Below are 16,417 nucleotides of genomic sequence, written 5' to 3' on the forward strand. Positions count from 1 at the left end.
AGTTACAATAGCGTTACGCGTGTGGGCGCATCTATGAGTGGGACGTCTCGACCCTTGGCGGTAACGCCGGAAAATCTTGGCCGCATTTTGGACATTGTGGAGCGCCTGGCCCACGAAAACCAGGTGCTGGCCCGTCAGGTGGAAGCCTTGATCCAGCAGGTGGAGGACGCCCACCAATGCATTCGGGAGTTGTCTAAGCTCATCCGAGAAATCTGGGATAATCTGGAGGGGCGTTGGGACCGGCTGGAGCAGGGGCTGAAACACATTGACTCCCAGCAGGACGGGTTACAGGGCCGCTGCGATTATTTGATCCAACTAATGAGTCGCCCGTTTTGGCAACAACTGCGGGATGCCAGCGCGCCGGAATGGCTGGTCAAGCAGGCATTCGACGAGTACGTTCGCCGGTTGAACCAAACCCTAGAGCGCGAACCCGACTCGCCCCCTCCCGAGAGTGAACAGACCTAGGCGGGACCTGATTGCCGCCCTAGAGACGCAGGCGGCGGTATGGGTGGACCAGCTCCTGCAGGGTCAACCCTACGACCCCCCACCGGGGCCGGAAGCAGCAAAGGTTTTGGACTGGCTGGCGACTACGCTCCTGCCGCGGTTGCGGCAAACGCCCCAGGAAATAACGCATCTGCTGCGGGGATTGGCGGGGGAGTATGTCCCGAGTGGACCAGCAGGAGCGCCAAGCCGAGGTCGTCCTGAAGTGCTGCCCACCGGGCGCAATTTCTATGGAGTGGACAGCCGGGCGATCCCGACGGAAACGGCTTGGCACCTGGGTCAACAGGCGGCTCAGGCGGTGATCGAGCGCTACACGCAGGACCAGGGGGAATACCCCCGCACGCTGGCCCTGTCCATCTGGGGCACAGCAACTATCCGCAATGGGGGCGAAGATTTCGCCGAAGCGCTGGCCCTGTTGGGGGTACGTCCGGTGTGGTCAGGCGTGAGTCGTCGGGTCGTGGGGTTTGAAATTCTTCCCCTGAGTTACCTGGGTCGCCCGCGGGTGGATGTGACGCTGCGGGTGTCGGGCTTTTTCCGCGACAGTTTTCCTCACCTGCTGGATTTGTTCAGCCAGGCGGTGCGGGCGGTGGCAGCTCTGCCGGAATCGCCTGCAGACAATCCCCTGGCGGCCCACGTCGCTCAAGACCTGCAAGCCCAGGGATGGCCCTCCGACCACGCCTATATTCGGGTGTTTGGCCCCAAACCGGGCAGTTACGGCGCTGGACTCCAGGGGCTAATCGCTGCGGGTAACTGGGAGACACCCGCCGATTTGGCAACGGCCTTCCTGAACTGGAGTGCCTATGCCTACACCGACCAGGCGTGGGGCACACCGGCGCTAGCGGCGCTTCGGCAACGCCTGCAAAACACCCAAATCGTGCTCCACAACCAGGACAACCGGGAGCACGACATTCTTGATTCAGATGACTACTACCAGTTCCAAGGGGGCTTGACGGTGGCCATCCGCGCCCTGACCGGACAAACGCCAGCGGTTTATCACGGCGACCACAGCCGCCCGCCCTATCTCCGCATTCGCACCCTTGCTGAGGAGTTGCGACGGGTGTACCGCACGCGGGTGGTCAACCCCAAGTGGATCACGGCGATGCGGCGCCACGGCTACAAGGGCGCATTTGAACTGGCGGCGACGGTGGACTATCTCTTCGCCTACGACGCCACTACCGGCCTGGTGGACGACGCTCTGTACGCGGGCATTGCCCAGGCCTACCTGCTGGACCCCGACGTGCGGACATTCCTTACCCAGACCAACCCTTGGGCGTTGCGCCGCTTGGCCGAACGGTTGTGGGAAGCTCACCAGCGGGGTCTCTGGGCGCAGGCCGAACCGGCGCTTCTGGAACACCTGCGGTCCGTTATCCACGCCGCCGAGGCCCTCATTGAGGCAGGGGGACCCACCGCCCAATCGTCGTCAACAGCTCCCGGGGATTGCAGGGTTTCCCCAGATAGCCATTGACCCCCAGTTGGGCCGCCTTTTGCCGGTGCCGGTCGCCAGTGCGCGACGTCAGCATCACTACCGGCAATCCCTGCGTAGCAGGATGTTCCCGAATGCTCTGCACCAGCTCCCAGCCGTTGAGCCGGGGCATCTCCAGGTCCGTCAGCACCAGCCGTACCTTGTCCGTGTTTTGCAGCAGGGTTTCCCAGGCCTCTTGCCCATCGCGACAGGCCAGGATATCGTAGCCGGCTTGGCCCAATACGCTGCTAATGATCCGGCGCGTATAGACCGAATCTTCCGCCACCAGGATGGTCGGCTTAGTGACTGGGGATTCAGCCACCAGCGAGGGCAAGGACGGAGGATGGGCACCAGGACGCCGCAGTTGACTCGGCAAAAGCACGGGAATGGACTCGCCTGAGGGCAACACCGCCGCACCCACCAAGTAGGTAGGCAGGGGAAACACCTCCTCGATCCGCTTCACCATCCGCTGGCGCACCTCGCTCAGTTCGTCCACCACCAGCCCCAAGGGCTGGTCCTGGGGGCCGGCCAGCACCAGAATCGCCTGGGCCAAGGGGGGGTCGAGGGATTGGTTGTAGGCCAATAGGTGCTCGGGCAGATAAACGGGTATTTCCTGGTCGCGCCAGGGCAAAGTCAGCGGCTGGGTCCAGTCCCACCCGCGGGGCACTTCCCGCAGGATGTCTAGCACGCTGTCGGCCAGGAAACCCAAGAGCTGCCCCTGCGCTCGTACAATCAACAGCGGCAGCAAGCTCACCGCCAGCGGCAATCGCAGGGTGAATTCGGTCCCCTGGCCCGGCTCAGAGGTAATCTCCACCGTGCCCCCTAACTGGCGGATCTCTGTGCGCACGGCATCCAGGCCCACCCCCCGACCCGAGAGTTCCGACACCTGCTCGCTGGTGGAAAAGCCGGGGATAAACAGGAAGTTCAGCAGCTCCTCCCGGCTGAGTTCCTCGTAGGGGGCCTGGGTCAATCCCCGCTCCCGCGCCTTCTGGTACACCCGCGCCAGGTTCACGCCCCGCCCGTCGTCTCGGATGCTAATCAGCGCCTGGTTGCCCTGGATGCGCGCCTTGAGGGTGATCTGGGCGGTCGCCGGTTTGCCCTGCTGGAGACGTTCGGCGGGCGTTTCGATCCCGTGGTCAAAGGCATTGTTTACCAAATGGGTCAGGGGGCCTTTGAGTCGCTCCAGCAACACCCGGTCCAACAACACCTCCGCCCCCTCCACATGACACCGCACCTGTTTGCCGTAGCGCTGGGCCAGACGCTGGATCTTTTGGGTAAAGGGGCCGGTCAAGGTGTGAAAAGGATTGAGAAGGGCCTTGGTGGATTCGCTGTAGATTTGGTTGAGGTTGCGGCGTAAGCTCACGAGTTCCCGGGCGGTGCTGCGGGTGACCAGGTCCAAGTCCTCGGCGCTTTCACTCACCTGGGCCACAAACTCCTGGCACGCCTGGAGCGTTTCATGCAGGGCGCTAAAGCGGTCCATCTCCAAGGGGTCAAACTCGCTGCCTTCGGTGGCCCGGTGCGGCATCGCCAACTGTTCATACACCTCGTCCATTCGGTCCCGCACTGGTTCAAACCCGGCCACTAGTTCCTTGAGGTGGCGGATCGTGGCCTCCAACTGCTCTTGTTGGCCGCTCAGTTTTTCTAGGTACAGCAGGAGGTCGCCGCCGGTGTTGGCCAGAAATTCCACCGTCTGCAGGGGCAAACGCACCTGGGTCGGCCCAGCAGTCAAGACTTCCGGTTCAGCGGGCAGGTCAGTGGGCGCTGCGGGCACCGCCGGCGTCAATCCCAGATACTGGTCCCGTTCCTGGCGAATCTGGGCAATCACCTGCTGGGCCAAGGCCATCTCCGGTTGGTCGCGCAGGGGGGCAACTGCTGCCGCCAGCCAGGGCAGTTTCAGTTCCTCCGCCAGGAAAACACAATTCTCCCAGAGCTCTTGACAGGCGGACAGGTCTCCCTGCTGCAACCGCCCCTCAGCCACCTGGAGACAGTCCTCCAAGGCCCCGGTTAAGGCCGCGCGCAATTCCTCCTCAGGGCTGGGAGCCGCTGGCTGGGCCTGGGCCACGAGAGCGGCAATGGCCGCGAGCAGTTCCGGGTCAGCGCTCACCTGGGGGTCATCGACATTGTCCAACAGCCAGGCCAGTTCCTCCACCCCTCGCCGCACCAGGGGTTCCCCTTCCGGCAAGCTGCGCTGACCCATCAACTCCAGCAAGTCCTCCAGGTGGTGGGCCAAGGTCTGGACCGCTCGCATCTGGAACGTCCCAGCGCCGCCTTTGAGGGTGTGAGCGGCCCGCATCAGCTTGTCGTAATCCCACTGGGGAGCCGCAATGCCCTGGCGCAGGGTTTCCAAGTACTGGGGCGCCTCCTCCTCCAGAAACCCCTGCCGGGCTTCGGCCATCAGGTTGGTCAACAGGTCGTTGTCCAAAGGTACGGGATTCATAGCGCTACAGGCGGAATTGTTGCACAAACCGTTGTAATTGTTGGACTTCTTCCCCTAGTTCTTGAAGCGCCGCTGCCACCTCTTGCGCTGCGCCAGAAGTGGTCGCTGCAATGGCTGCGACGTTTTCCATGGCCGTCTGCACCTGGCTGGACACGTGGGAGTGGTTACGGGTCTGCTGGGCAATCGCGTCCTGGTAGGCGGCTATTTGGGCTGAGAGAGCCGCCAGCCGCTGCAATACCTGTTGCGTTTTCTGCACTAGCAACGCCCCCTGCACCACTGCACCCGTGCTGCTTTCCATGGCGTGGGACACGTCGGCGGTGTCCCGTTGGATGTTGCGCACCAGCGCCTCGATGCGGGCGGTTTCCTTGCGCACCAGGTTGGCCAGTTGGCCAATCTCGTCGGCAATCAACCGGAAGCCCTGGCCGTGTTCCCCCGCTCGGTCCGCCTCCAGGGAGGCGTTGAACGACAGCAGGTTGGTCTGGACGCTGATTTCTTGAATGATGGCCAAGACCTGGCTGATTTCCTGGCTGGATCCCACCAAGTGTTTCACCTTTTTCGAGGTCTTCCCCACCGCCTCCCGAATCTGGTCGTACAGTTGGGCGGTGGCATCCATCGCCTGTTGTCCCTCCTGGGCCGCCTCCAGCGAGGACTGGGCCGTAACCGCTGCTTCGGCAGCGCTTTGGGCAATAGCCTGAATCGCCTGGGCGTTTTCCGCCGCCAGCGCCAGGGCTTGGGTGAGTTCCAGTTCCTGAGATTGGGCCGCCTGGGCCAGGTCCACCACCGCCGCTTCGGAACGACCTGCTAAGGTTGCCACGCGGTCTGCCGTCGCCCGCACATTCCCCACCAGGGTCCGCAGGCTGGCCAGGGTGACGTTAAAAGCATCGGCAATCGCCGCAACTGGTCCGCTTTGGGCCTGCGCCCGCACCGTTAAATCCCCCTGCTGGGCACCCTCGATGTCCGTCAGCAGTTGAATCACATCGGTCTCGAGCTGGGTACGGGCCGCTTGGGCCTCCTGCTGTTGCCGTTGCAGGGTTGCCACTTGGGTCTCAATGGCCGCCGCCATCTGGCTCATCTCCCGCGCCAGCAGAGCAAATTCATCCTGACTGGGCAAACTCAGCCGCTCCTGGTACTGCCCTTGCGCCAGCACCTTGGCATAGCGACTCAGCCGACGAACCGGTTCGGCCAGCACCGTGGCCGCCCACCAGCCCAACCCCCAGGCCAACAGCAGGGTCAACAACCCCAACCCGTAGGCTGCGCTGGTGCGGTCCCACAGCAGTCGCTCGAGTTCCTGCAGTGGCCGTCCCACCGCCAGTAACCCCACCGGTTGGTCGTTGAAGTCCCGCAACGCCGCAAACAGCAACAGGTATTCTTTTTGCCGTCCTCCTGGACCGGCCAGCTTCAAGGTGGTAAATTGCTGGTCCTGCCCCCGCTGCAACAGGGCTTCGGCCACCGCAGCCGGCGCCAACTTCCCTAGCGCCCGCCGCGTAGGGTCTCCAGGATTGGGAAAATTGGTTGTCACCTGAATATCGCGGGCGTAGACCCCAATCAGGGGCCAACCATATACACGCTGGGCATGGTCCACCAGCCAGTGGTTACGGTTGAGCAGGCCGCCCACCACCACCGCCCCCAGCACCTTCCCCTGGCGCGTGACCGGCTGCACCGCCACCGCTAGCAATCCAACGCCTCGCGCTTGGACGTCAATCCCCAGCTTCCTCCGCTCCGCCTGGGAAGCCAGTAGCGTCAAACCCGCCACCAGCTCGCCCGTTGTCAGCGCCTGCTGGACCCAAGGGAGTGTTCCCAGGTTAGTGTCAGCTGGCAAGGTGACCCGCTGGGTGCGATAGGGCGGCAGGGCCGCGTCCGGTTCCAACAATCCCATCTCCTGCTGGTCCGGCTGGGCCACCACCACGTGCTGCTGGCGCACTTGCCCCTGAGCGTCTAGGATCAACCGCAGGTTCTTCGTCATCTCCGGATAAGCTGGCTCGTTGGTTGCCAGTCCCTCCGTCAACAGCGTCTGCACCAGGGGATTGGGCTGCGTGATCAACTGGGGATTGCGCTGCAGCAGTTGGGCCACCGTTTGCGCCTGGGCCTGGCACTCCGACACCAGCCACTGTACATACTCCTCATTCAGGGTGGTCACCCCTTGCCGCAGGCCAGCTTCGAACTTGTCCCGCACGGTCTGCCGCACCGACTGCACCTGGATTTGCGTCAAAACCACCACCGGCACTGTCGTCCAGACCAGGAGTATCGCCGCCAATTTCCGGCGAAACGGTAGGCGTTGCCACCAGCGTTGGAGCGAAAAACTCGGTGCGGGAACCGGCAGAGGTTCCGCCACCAGGGGCGGAGGCAACGCCTGGAGCGCCGCCTGGGCCGCTGCGCCATAACTTCCCTGGGGGTCCTGCGCAACGACCTGCTGCCAGAGCCGCCGCGCCTCCTCCACCTCGCCCCGTTCCCAGGCCTCCTGCCCCTGCAAGTAGAGCTGCAGGAGAGGGTCCGGCGTTGTTTCCGCCTGCTCAAGGGTTGCGGGCACCTCATCCGGTGGGTTATCCGTGGGCCATTCGGGCGTCGTCGGCACGTGGGATGAATCCATGGCTACCTCGCAGCGAACTGGTGCAACATCTGAAACCAGGCGGTGGGGTCTACTAGGGCCACTGGGTGTCCCTCCCAGCGGGTCATGCCGGGAAACAAATGCTTGTGGCGCAAGCGGGGCAACGGCTGAATCTGCGCCGGTGTCACCGGCAAAAACCCGTCCCGGCCTTGGATGGTCATCACCAGGGTCCGCTGGCCAACCGTTACCACCAAGCCCTCCCGGCCCGGCGTCTGGGGCAAGGGCAAGGCCGGCTCTAACTGGCGCAACCAAGCCGCCGTGTCCAACACCCAGAGAAAACTCCCCCGCAGATTGGTCACACCGCGAAATACCGGCGGCGCCCCCGGCATGGGCGACACTACCACACCGGTCATGTCCAGCGCCTCCCGCACCACCAGTTGCGGCAGTCCCAAACGCACAGTGTCACTCAACCGCACGACGACGTACTTTTCCGGCGGCGCTTCAACGGACATACCTTTGCACCAGCGTCAACAACTGCTGTGGCGTGTAGGGCTTGGTCAGGTAATCCGTCGCCCCCTGGCGCTTGGCCCAGAACCGGTCTGCCTCGCGGTCTCGGCAACTGCAAATCACCACCGGCAGGTCCCGCCAATCGGGATGCGCCCGAATCCAGCGGCACAACTCCAGCCCGTTTTCCCCTGGCAGGCCAATATCCACAATCGCCAGCGCCGGCGCGCCATGACTTTCCAACCAGGCCCAGGCTGCTTCCGCCGATGGTTGTCCCACCGTCTTATACCCCGCCCGCTGCAAGAGGGCCATCATCAATCGCTGCTCAGCCACCACATCTTCCACCACCAACACCAAGCGGGGCCACGGTTCCATGGGTCACCATTACATCTGGTGCAAGACCTGTTGAACGCAGCGGCGCAACTGTTCCGCATCCACTGGCTTGGTCAAATACTCCCGCACCCCCAGCAATTTCGCCCGCACCTTATCCACCAAGCCATCCTTGCCGGTCAGAAACACGACGGGAATCTGGCGCAACTCCGGATGCTGCCGAATGAGCTTGCACAGTTCATAACCGTTGAGTTCCGGCATCAACACATCCAGCAACACCAGCGCCGGTTTTTCCTGCTCCAAGGTTGTTATCGCCTGGCGTGGGTCCGTAATCGGGATCACCTCATAGCCGCTGCGGTGCAAAATCTGGGTCACGCTGGACAAAATCGCTGGGCTGTCGTCGACACAGGCCACCTTTGGCCCCAGCTTCTTGGGCGGTTCCGGCGTTTGAAACGGGCGCACCAGCACAATCCCCGCCTGCACCAGTGGCATGACGCACTGCACCGCCTGGGCTGGACTCACCTGCAACGCTCGCGCCAATTCGTACCCACAGGCGTCGCGGCTGAACAGCTCCACACAGCGTTGCACCTGCGGCGGCGACAACTTCGCCAGGTGACTTTCCCGAGGGCAGACCGACCAAAACTCGTACAACTGGCTGACCTTACCCGGCGGCAGATGCAAACGCGCCAGCGGCGACGGCACCCGGTAACGCAACCCCGCCCAAGTCTTGACCTCCTTTTCCACCGACTTGACCACATCCGCCCAGTTGACCGCCAGCAGGATGGGATTTAGGGAAATGCGAGGCCGGTCCTCCCGTTTCACCTGCTGGGACTTGTGGTGCCACAGCACCAAAAAATGCACCAGCGCCTCCTGGGTCAGCCGCAGCAGGATCTGACGCACCTCCGCTAGCGTCATCCCCCCCTGGTGAGCCTGCTGGTAGAGAAAACTGTACTCATCCTGGTCCGGCGGCAACACCCAATCCCGCAGCTGGGGGAACAACAGTGAAATCAGACAGTGAAACCGCTCAGCGCGACCCACGCCACTAGTGGCATAGTGCAAGCGCGTCCCTGTAGGTCCCAGATACACATCCCAACACACTGACGGGTCAGCTGGGTCATACAAGGTCACATGTCCCGCCAGAGGACGATGCAAATCAGGCGTTTCTACCCCTTGGGTCATGAGTCCTAGGACCTGAATCTATGCCGGTCGCTAGACCCATTCTAGCGAGAGAATGGCCGACGGTAAACCCAACAATCAAAAAAATTAAACTCGGATTTGGCGCCCTCTATCCAAGGCCAAAAAAGCCTGTTAACCCGCATCAGTCAAGGCTTTGGATAACGCCACTCAGATAATTTTGAACGAGCTTTATGGTACCCTGATTTTGTGTCAATTTTTCCAGCATAATTCCTTTGAGTTAAGGATATATTAAGTTGTGGTAAACGGGACGTTAATTTCTGGGGAAAGACGGCCCGAGAGCCGCTGAGATTACCCCTCTGGAGCGACCAGCGCGCGCCAGACCTGCTCTGGGTGTTCGGCTTGCAGGAGGGGGCGACCGAGCACCACATAGTCTGCACCAGCCGCCAACGTGGCTTGGGGAGTCCAGGTACGGCGCTGGTCATCAGCCACCATCCCTTGCCAGCGGATGCCTGGGCAAACGCACAAAAAATCCGGCCCCACCGTCTGTTTAATGCGGCGCACATCCCAGGGGGAGCAGACCACGCCAGCCAATCCCGCCCGTTGTGCCACCTGCGCCCAGTGCAACACGTAATCCTCCAGGGCCAAGGGAGTGACAAACTCCTGGCTGAATTGCTCTGGACCGATGCTGGTAAGCAGGGTCACCGCCACCAGTTTCAGGGGATAACCAGCGACAGCGGCTTGGGCCTGGGCCAGGGCCTCGGAACCAGCAGCAGCGTGCAGGGTTAGCAAATCCACGCCATAGCGGGCGGCCACTTGACAGGCGCGAGCGACCGTGCGGGGAATGTCGTGGTATTTCAGGTCCAGGAAAACCGATTTGCGGCGGGCTTTGAGGTCCGTGAGGATAACAGGACCGGCCGCGGTGAACAGTTCCAGGCCGACTTTCCACCACTGCACCTGCGGCAAGCGTTCGACCCAGCCCAGCGCCGTTTCCCGGTCGGGAACATCCAACGCTACAATGAGCCGCTCAGCCAGAGCGCTAGCCATCAGCGGGGGGAATTGCAGGCCCAGACGGTGACCTGGCAGGTGGGGTCGTTGCAGACCTTAATCGCTGCTTGCTCAGCCAACTGCCGCGTCTTGCCTGTGCCGATACCGATTCGACCTTGCCCCTCGGCAACAGCGCCACACCCGCCGCTAAACGTCAATACTACCTTGCAATCGGGGCTACCGCATTCCTGGAGAGCGCGTTGCTGGGCCTGGCTTGGGGTGCTCCAGTCGTAGCTGTAACCAAAACGGCCTTTGCCAATCGCAATCGCCCCTACTTGGTCCCTGGCATAGACCGGTCCCGCCCCGACCAGCAGCAGTATTCCGACCCCGAACCACACCTGTCGTTTCATAGGTTTCTGCGCGTTGCATCCCACTACAAAAGACGACAGCAAGGGCGGTGAGGTTCCATCCGTCAGTACACCTTGCCTATCTCTCAAAAACCATGGACTGGTTCCCATTGCATCATAGGTCAAGCGTTGCGCCAACAGGAGCGTGTTGAACCTGTATCTGTGGCGAGACAGCCAGGCTCTTTGCAGGAGAGACCATAGAAAAACCAAGAATGGGGCTTCGCCCAGCGACCTGCTGGATGACAAGTAGGACTAGGCCGACCAGCAGGGGTAGACAACTGTTGAACCCTTTATGCACTCTTATAGCCAGAAATGAACATCTGTCCTAGGCCACTGGGCAGACAATAGCGGCTTTGGCCATAATGGTATTCTGCCCAGGTGAGAAGCCAGCCTGCCAATTCCACGGCACCTTCTTTCTACCTGTAAGGAATCGAGAGAAGCATGGGTGGAGGTTGTGGCTGCTTCTTACCCAGGTACTAGCGGCAGTTGTACTGCAGTCACTGTGTCGGGACTGTCTCTAGCTACCGCCAGCTACCACCCCGAGCGCGTGGTCTGAGTGCAACAGTGACTTGCCAGTGGGAGTCCGGCACGCTCCGCCTCCGTTAGCGGCGGAGGAAGTTGTTGGGAGAGCCGTTTGCCCAGCAGCCTGTGGAGAAATGTCCATAGTTTTAGGAACGGTCAGGTTCTCAAACTAGGACGGTCAAACCCCAGGATGATAGGCAGGGCGTCCATTTCCGCCCAGCGGTGACTGTTGCGGCGAAAGGCTTGCCAGGAGGTGTAGAGCTTTTGAAACGTGGCATCTTGGCGGCTCTGGTCAGCCAGCAACTCCTGGGTGATCCGCCAGGCGGTTCGGAGGATGTCGTCGCTGTAGCGTCGCAGTTGCACCCCTTCGGCGGTCAGTTGCTGGAGCGCTGCCTGGTTGCGGGCTTCGTACTGGGAAAGCATATACAGGTTGGTGGCCTGGGCGGCCATTTCTAAGGCTTTTTGGTAGGCGCTCGGGAGTTGTTCCCAGGCTTTCAAGTTCACGAGCAGTTCCAACGACGGACCAGGCTCCCACCAGCCGGGGTAGTAGTAAAAGCGGGCGGCGCGCGGCAATCCCAAGCGCCTATCGTCGTAGGGACCCACCCACTCGGCGGCATCCAAGGCACCCCGCTCTAGGGCCAAAAACAGTTCGCTTCCAGGCAAAACCTGCACGTTGACCCCCATCTGGGCCATGACTTTGCCCCCGAGACCGGGCAACCGCATTTTCAAACCCTTCAGGTCCTGGAGCGTCTTCACTTCACGCCGAAACCAGCCCCCCATCTGGGCGCCCGTGTTTCCCGCTGGAAAGGTGATCACCCCAAAATCCCGATAGAGATTTTGCATGGCTGTCAACCCGCCACCGGCGTACCACCAGGCGTTTTGCTGCTGGGCCGTCAACCCGAAGGGCAAACCCGTACCAAAAACCAAGGCCGGGTTTTTGCCCAAGTAGTAGTAACTGGCGGTATGGCCAGCTTCCACCGTTCCCGAGCGCACCGCATCGAGCACCTGCAGCCCCGGCACGATTTCTCCAGCGGCAAAAGGGGTCAGGGTAAAACGCCCGTCGGTCAGTTGTTTCACCTGTTCGGCCAAGTAACGCACCCCGCCAAACAGGGTATCCAGCGAAGTGGGCCAACTGGTAACCACACGCCAGCGCACGCGGGGTTGAGTGATGACCGTCGGTGCCTTATCCCGCTGGCACGCCGTTGCGGCTAAAGTCCCCAGCGCCGCTAAACCCACCACTCGCCTACGCATCGCACTCGCCTGACTCCCAACCCACCGTTTAGTCGCCCCTGATACAGTCCGTATCTGTCCATAATAGGAGAAGTTCCAAACGAGCGGTCCCATGACGCTTACCCGACGCGGGCTACTCCTAGGTGGCCTAAGCTGGCTAGCGGGTTGTACGGTCGGGGGTCTGCGCGTCCATCTGTTGAAAAACAGCCTGCCTCCCCTGTGGCTGCGCCGTTTCCGTCGGCGCTATGGATTGCAGCCGCACTACCACAGGGACCTAGGCGACCTGTACCGGCAATTGACGCGCCCCTCCCCGCCGGAGGTGGTGAGCCTGGGCCTGGCCTGGTTAACACAAGCGCGGGTCCATCGCTATTTAGCGCCCTTGCCGACTCCCACGCGCGAGTCTGCATTACCGGTAGCCTGGCAAAAAATCGGGCAATTTCAAGGGCAATGGGATTGGTTGCCCTATCGCTGGGGAACGACCGTGCTGGCCTACCGGCGAGATCTCCTCCCTTGGCAACCCCAGGATTGGCCGGACCTGTGGCGACCAGAGCTGCGCCAGCGGGTGAGCATGGTGGCCCACTTTCGAGAAGCCCTGGGCATCGCCTGCAAAAGCCTGGGGTTATCTCTGAATCCACCGCTTCCCTGGCCCACGACCGACCTGCAGGAACGCCTGGCAACTCTGCATCAACAGGTGCGTTTCTACAGCGACCGGTATTACATCCAGCCCCTGATTCTGGGCGATGTCTGGGTAGCGGTGGGGTGGTCGAGCGACCTGGTGCCCATCAGTCGCCGGTATCCCCAGATTGCGGTGGTGACGCCGACCAGCGGGAGTGGGATTTGGGCGGATGGTTGGGTGGTGCCCGCCGGGCAACCGATTTCCGAAGCGGCACGCGCCTGGTTGAACTTTGCCTGGGAACCGGCGCAAGTGGAGGCCCTCACCGCCCAAGGTCTGGCCTTTTCTCCCATCGCTCAACCCCTGGGTCCCCACGAGTTCTGGTTGCCGATGGATGCCCCCACCCAACAGGCGTATCAGTCCCTGCGGCGATGGTGGCTGACCTTACCCCTGGCGGCCCGTGGCCACGACCAAAATGCCCACCACCGACCAACCCGCCTGCTGTAGGGTGCGCTGCACCGCTCGCGCCGTGGCCCCCGTCGTGTAGATATCGTCTAGGAGCAAAAGGGGACGCCGGGGATAACGGGCCTGCGGGTTCAGGGCAAAGGCTGTCGCCAGGTTGGCTTCCCGTGCGCGGGCAGACAGCCAGTGTTGCGCTTGAGTTTCCGTCTGGCGCAGGAGCAAATCCGGGTACAGCGGCAAGCCCACGTAGCGGCAAAAATGCCGGGCCAGCAATTCCGCCTGGTTGTAGCCGCGCTGTTTTAACTTCTGGGCGTGCAGGGGAATCGGCGCTACCGCCGGTTCTGACGTCAAACGATGGCCTTGCGTCAGCCACACATCCCCCAGGTAATGACCCAGCGGTCGCGCCAGCTCCGGTTGCCCGTGATATTTCAACGCCCCCAGCACTCGTTTCAGGGCATCCTGGTAGCGTCCCCACGCCGCCAGCGGTAGCTCGCCGTGCCAAAACTGCCAAGGTTGAGATAGGCGGGTCGCTTCGATTTGCCGCTGACAATCCCAACAGAACTCCCCCGCCGCCGGTCGCCCACACACTGGACAGGCGCGGCAAAATACCGTTGTGACCAGAGCGCGCCACATAGCTCCAACCTAACCGATTCATCACCCGTAAAAAAGTTGCGATTAAAAATCAATGACCTTAACAAATTATTAAAAATTATGATGACTTTAATAATTTATATCAATTGGTGGGACGGAAAACGGTCAAACTCCCCTGGCAAGCCCCCAAAGCCCTACAAATTTCTTCACAGAGAGCAACAAATAACTTTTTGTTATCGGGGCCATAAAACCTTTGAAAGCTGCACAGAGCAAGCGTCATGATAACGTGGAATTAAATCCGTCTTTATCCCAACTTATCCAGTGGTGATTACGGGAAAAGGCGGTCTGATGTGATGGAAAGGAGTTAGGGATATGGCCCCACGCACGCAAACTAAAGCCGGTTTTGAAGCCGGGGTAAAGGAGTATCGTCTCAAGTATTACACACCGGATTACACGCCGAAGGATACGGATTTGCTGGCTTGTTTTCGGGTGACGCCACAGCCGGGGGTGCCGCCGGAAGAAGCGGGAGCAGCCGTAGCGGCGGAGTCTTCCACTGGGACCTGGACAACGGTCTGGACGGACAATCTGACGGATTTAGAGCGCTACAAGGGCCGGTGCTATGACATCGAGCCGGTGCCGGGGGAAGAAAACCAGTACTTCTGCTTTGTGGCCTATCCGCTGGACCTGTTTGAAGAGGGGTCGGTCACCAACATGCTCACTTCCATCGTGGGGAACGTGTTTGGCTTCAAGGCGCTCAAGGCCCTGCGGTTGGAGGACATCCGGGTGCCGGTGGCCTACCTCAAAACCTTCCAGGGTCCGCCGCACGGGATTGTGGTGGAACGGGACAAATTGAACAAGTACGGTCGCCCGCTGCTGGGATGCACGATTAAGCCCAAGCTGGGGTTATCGGCGAAAAACTACGGGCGGGCGGTCTATGAGGCGCTGCGGGGCGGCTTGGACTTCACCAAGGATGATGAAAACGTCAATTCCCAGCCCTTTATGCGCTGGCGCGACCGGTTCCTGTTCGTGCAGGAAGCCATTGCCAAGGCCCAGGCAGAAACCGGGGAGATCAAAGGGCACTACATGAACGTGACCGCCCCCACCTGCGAAGAGATGCTCAAGCGGGCGCAGTTTGCCGCCGAGTTGAAGACCCCGATCATCATGCACGACTACCTAACGGCGGGCTTTACGGCCAATACCACGCTGGCGAAGTTCTGCCGGGACAACGGCCTATTGTTGCACATTCACCGGGCGATGCATGCGGTCATTGACCGGCAGAAAAACCACGGGATTCACTTCCGGGTGTTGGCCAAGTGCCTGCGGATGTCCGGTGGCGACCACCTGCACGCGGGAACCGTGGTGGGCAAACTAGAGGGCGACCGCAACATCACCATGGGGTTTGTGGACCTGATGCGGGAAGACTACGTAGAGGAAGACCGGTCGCGGGGGATCTTCTTCACCCAGGACTGGGCTTCGATGCCGGGGGTGATGCCGGTGGCGTCCGGTGGGATTCACGTGTGGCACATGCCGACGCTGCTGGAAATCTTCGGCGATGATGCGGTCTTTCAATTTGGCGGTGGGACACTCGGTCACCCCTGGGGGAACGCGCCGGGGGCAACCGCCAACCGGGTGGCGCTGGAGGCCTGTGTGCAAGCCCGCAACGAGGGTCGAGACCTGGCCCGCGAGGGCAATCAAATCATCCGCGAAGCCGCCAAGTGGTCGCCCGAGTTAGCTGCTGCCTGCGAACTCTGGAAGGAAATCAAGTTCGAGTTCCAGGCAGTGGACACGCTGTAGGTTACAGGGGAACCGGCAGACTTCAGGCCTCTGTGGCAGCATAGAGTTTACCGGTTTCCCATTGACGGCGATGGATTACCCTCACATTGCCCGCCAGACCAGTCAAGTCCTGAGTAGCTATCTCACCTATCAGGCGGTACGGGTGGTGATGGCGCAACTGTCCCAAACGGACCCCCCACTGGCTATTTGGCTCAGCCAGTTCTCCTCGACTGAGAAAATCCAGGACGGGGAGCGGTACTTGCAAGACCTGTTGCGGGAACGGCAAGAGCTGGCATTTCGGGTGATGACGGTGCGGGAGCATCTGGCGGATACCATCCTGGATAGCTTGCCGGAAATGGTACGCACCAGTATTCGCCAGGCCAATATCCAGCAGCGCAAGCAGCACCTGGAACGCCTCACGCAAATCACGCCCGACTCTGCTGCCAACTGGCCCGAACTGGAATCTTGAATGGATGTTGTTGATTCAAGGAGACCACAACTATGAAAACCCTACCCAAACAACGGCGCTATGAAACCCTCTCTTATCTACCGCCGTTGACAGATGCCCAAATCGCCAAGCAAATCCAGTACATTTTAGACAAGGGCTATATTCCGGCGGTGGAATTCAACGAAACTTCTTCACCAGAGGACCACTTCTGGACGTTGTGGAAACTACCCTTGTTTAATGCCACGACAGCCCAGGAGGTGCTCAACGAGGTACAAGCTTGCCGCTATGAGTACCCCGATGCCTACATCCGGGTAGTGGCCTTTGACAACATCAAACAATGCCAGATGATCAGTTTCATCGTACACAAGCCCGCCAAAATCTAACCCTGTTTTGCTCAAAGGTAACCACTGGGGTTAGTCAACTCCAGTGGTTTTTTGTGTCCAAAAGGCAAGCTCTCTACTATCGCTAAGC

Annotated in this window: 15 protein-coding genes; 6 read left to right on the plus strand and 9 right to left on the minus strand. The window is 61.0% G+C overall.

Annotation, left to right across the window (positions count from 1 at the left end):
* Window positions 1-33: 33 nt before the first annotated feature.
* Both NZ705_07515 and NZ705_07520 read left to right on the plus strand, forming a co-directional pair.
* Entirely contained in the window at window positions 34-465 is a 432-nt protein-coding gene (locus tag NZ705_07515; protein ID MCS7292804.1) for a hypothetical protein, read from the plus strand.
* Window positions 452-1,966 carry a cobaltochelatase subunit CobN gene (locus NZ705_07520; protein MCS7292805.1) on the plus strand — a complete coding sequence of 505 codons (1,515 nt, stop codon included), beginning with the start codon at window positions 452-454 and terminating at the stop codon, window positions 1,964-1,966. Before NZ705_07515 ends, NZ705_07520 begins: the two co-directional genes overlap by 14 nt.
* Here the strand turns inward: NZ705_07520 and NZ705_07525 are convergent.
* The 8 genes from NZ705_07525 to dctP form a co-directional block, all read right to left on the minus strand.
* The gene (locus tag NZ705_07525; GenBank protein MCS7292806.1) at window positions 1,887-4,400 is read right to left on the minus strand and encodes a response regulator; all 2,514 of its coding nucleotides are present in this window, start codon (window positions 4,398-4,400) and stop codon (window positions 1,887-1,889) included. The genes NZ705_07520 and NZ705_07525 overlap by 80 nt on opposite strands.
* Before the next feature lie 4 nt (window positions 4,401-4,404).
* On the minus strand, window positions 4,405-6,987 hold the full coding sequence (locus NZ705_07530) for a methyl-accepting chemotaxis protein (GenBank protein MCS7292807.1): 2,583 nt from the start codon (window positions 6,985-6,987) through the stop codon (window positions 4,405-4,407).
* A 2-nt stretch (window positions 6,988-6,989) separates the two neighbouring features.
* Window positions 6,990-7,457, minus strand: coding sequence for a chemotaxis protein CheW (locus NZ705_07535; GenBank protein ID MCS7292808.1), 468 nt, complete (start codon window positions 7,455-7,457; stop codon window positions 6,990-6,992).
* Window positions 7,447-7,824 carry a response regulator gene (locus tag NZ705_07540; protein MCS7292809.1) on the minus strand — a complete coding sequence of 126 codons (378 nt, stop codon included), beginning with the start codon at window positions 7,822-7,824 and terminating at the stop codon, window positions 7,447-7,449. Before NZ705_07540 ends, NZ705_07535 begins: the two co-directional genes overlap by 11 nt.
* A 9-nt stretch (window positions 7,825-7,833) precedes the next feature.
* On the minus strand, window positions 7,834-8,958 hold the full coding sequence (locus NZ705_07545) for a response regulator (GenBank protein MCS7292810.1): 1,125 nt from the start codon (window positions 8,956-8,958) through the stop codon (window positions 7,834-7,836).
* A gap of 306 nt (window positions 8,959-9,264) precedes the next feature.
* The gene (gene pyrF, locus NZ705_07550) at window positions 9,265-9,960 is read right to left on the minus strand and encodes an orotidine-5'-phosphate decarboxylase (GenBank protein ID MCS7292811.1); all 696 of its coding nucleotides are present in this window, start codon (window positions 9,958-9,960) and stop codon (window positions 9,265-9,267) included.
* A complete protein-coding gene (locus NZ705_07555) occupies window positions 9,960-10,310 on the minus strand; it encodes a DUF4189 domain-containing protein (GenBank protein MCS7292812.1) in 351 nt (116 codons plus the stop codon). The genes pyrF and NZ705_07555 overlap by 1 nt, the downstream gene beginning before the upstream one ends.
* Window positions 10,311-10,985: 675 nt before the next feature.
* Entirely contained in the window at window positions 10,986-12,080 is a 1,095-nt protein-coding gene (dctP, locus tag NZ705_07560; GenBank protein MCS7292813.1) for a TRAP transporter substrate-binding protein DctP, read from the minus strand.
* A gap of 91 nt (window positions 12,081-12,171) precedes the next feature.
* Between dctP and NZ705_07565 the strand changes: the two genes are divergently transcribed.
* Complete coding sequence (locus NZ705_07565) at window positions 12,172-13,179, plus strand: extracellular solute-binding protein (protein ID MCS7292814.1); 1,008 nt, start codon at window positions 12,172-12,174, stop codon at window positions 13,177-13,179.
* Here NZ705_07565 and NZ705_07570 read toward each other — a convergent pair.
* Window positions 13,117-13,767: a ComF family protein gene (locus NZ705_07570; protein ID MCS7292815.1), complete on the minus strand. Its 651-nt coding sequence runs from the start codon at window positions 13,765-13,767 to the stop codon at window positions 13,117-13,119. The genes NZ705_07565 and NZ705_07570 overlap by 63 nt on opposite strands.
* 330 nt (window positions 13,768-14,097) lie before the next feature.
* Between NZ705_07570 and NZ705_07575 the strand changes: the two genes are divergently transcribed.
* The 3 genes from NZ705_07575 (at window position 14,098) to NZ705_07585 (ending at window position 16,329) form a co-directional block, all read left to right on the plus strand.
* Entirely contained in the window at window positions 14,098-15,519 is a 1,422-nt protein-coding gene (locus NZ705_07575; GenBank protein MCS7292816.1) for a form I ribulose bisphosphate carboxylase large subunit, read from the plus strand.
* A 70-nt stretch (window positions 15,520-15,589) separates the two neighbouring features.
* Window positions 15,590-15,967 (plus strand): chaperonin family protein RbcX, encoded by a 378-nt coding sequence (locus NZ705_07580; protein ID MCS7292817.1) that lies wholly within the window; start codon window positions 15,590-15,592, stop codon window positions 15,965-15,967.
* A gap of 32 nt (window positions 15,968-15,999) precedes the next feature.
* Window positions 16,000-16,329 (plus strand): ribulose bisphosphate carboxylase small subunit, encoded by a 330-nt coding sequence (locus tag NZ705_07585; GenBank protein MCS7292818.1) that lies wholly within the window; start codon window positions 16,000-16,002, stop codon window positions 16,327-16,329.
* Window positions 16,330-16,417 lie beyond the last annotated feature (88 nt).

The organism is Gloeomargarita sp. SKYB120, assembly GCA_025062155.1.
Classification (GTDB): Bacteria; Cyanobacteriota; Cyanobacteriia; order Gloeomargaritales; family Gloeomargaritaceae; genus Gloeomargarita.

What these genes read in the sequence shown, in the direction of transcription:
- NZ705_07515 (MCS7292804.1), top strand. Translation starts at nt 34, where the DNA reads ATGAGTGGGACGTCTCGACCCTTGGCGGTAACGCCGGAAAATCTTGGC.
- NZ705_07525 (MCS7292806.1), bottom strand. Translation starts at nt 4,400, where the DNA reads ATGAATCCCGTACCTTTGGACAACGACCTGTTGACCAACCTGATGGCC.
- NZ705_07530 (MCS7292807.1), bottom strand. Translation starts at nt 6,987, where the DNA reads ATGGATTCATCCCACGTGCCGACGACGCCCGAATGGCCCACGGATAAC.
- NZ705_07535 (MCS7292808.1), bottom strand. Translation starts at nt 7,457, where the DNA reads ATGTCCGTTGAAGCGCCGCCGGAAAAGTACGTCGTCGTGCGGTTGAGT.
- NZ705_07540 (MCS7292809.1), bottom strand. Translation starts at nt 7,824, where the DNA reads ATGGAACCGTGGCCCCGCTTGGTGTTGGTGGTGGAAGATGTGGTGGCT.
- NZ705_07545 (MCS7292810.1), bottom strand. Translation starts at nt 8,958, where the DNA reads ATGACCCAAGGGGTAGAAACGCCTGATTTGCATCGTCCTCTGGCGGGA.
- pyrF (MCS7292811.1), bottom strand. Translation starts at nt 9,960, where the DNA reads ATGGCTAGCGCTCTGGCTGAGCGGCTCATTGTAGCGTTGGATGTTCCC.
- NZ705_07555 (MCS7292812.1), bottom strand. Translation starts at nt 10,310, where the DNA reads ATGAAACGACAGGTGTGGTTCGGGGTCGGAATACTGCTGCTGGTCGGG.
- dctP (MCS7292813.1), bottom strand. Translation starts at nt 12,080, where the DNA reads ATGCGTAGGCGAGTGGTGGGTTTAGCGGCGCTGGGGACTTTAGCCGCA.
- NZ705_07565 (MCS7292814.1), top strand. Translation starts at nt 12,172, where the DNA reads ATGACGCTTACCCGACGCGGGCTACTCCTAGGTGGCCTAAGCTGGCTA.
- NZ705_07570 (MCS7292815.1), bottom strand. Translation starts at nt 13,767, where the DNA reads ATGTGGCGCGCTCTGGTCACAACGGTATTTTGCCGCGCCTGTCCAGTG.
- NZ705_07575 (MCS7292816.1), top strand. Translation starts at nt 14,098, where the DNA reads ATGGCCCCACGCACGCAAACTAAAGCCGGTTTTGAAGCCGGGGTAAAG.
- NZ705_07580 (MCS7292817.1), top strand. Translation starts at nt 15,590, where the DNA reads ATGGATTACCCTCACATTGCCCGCCAGACCAGTCAAGTCCTGAGTAGC.
- NZ705_07585 (MCS7292818.1), top strand. Translation starts at nt 16,000, where the DNA reads ATGAAAACCCTACCCAAACAACGGCGCTATGAAACCCTCTCTTATCTA.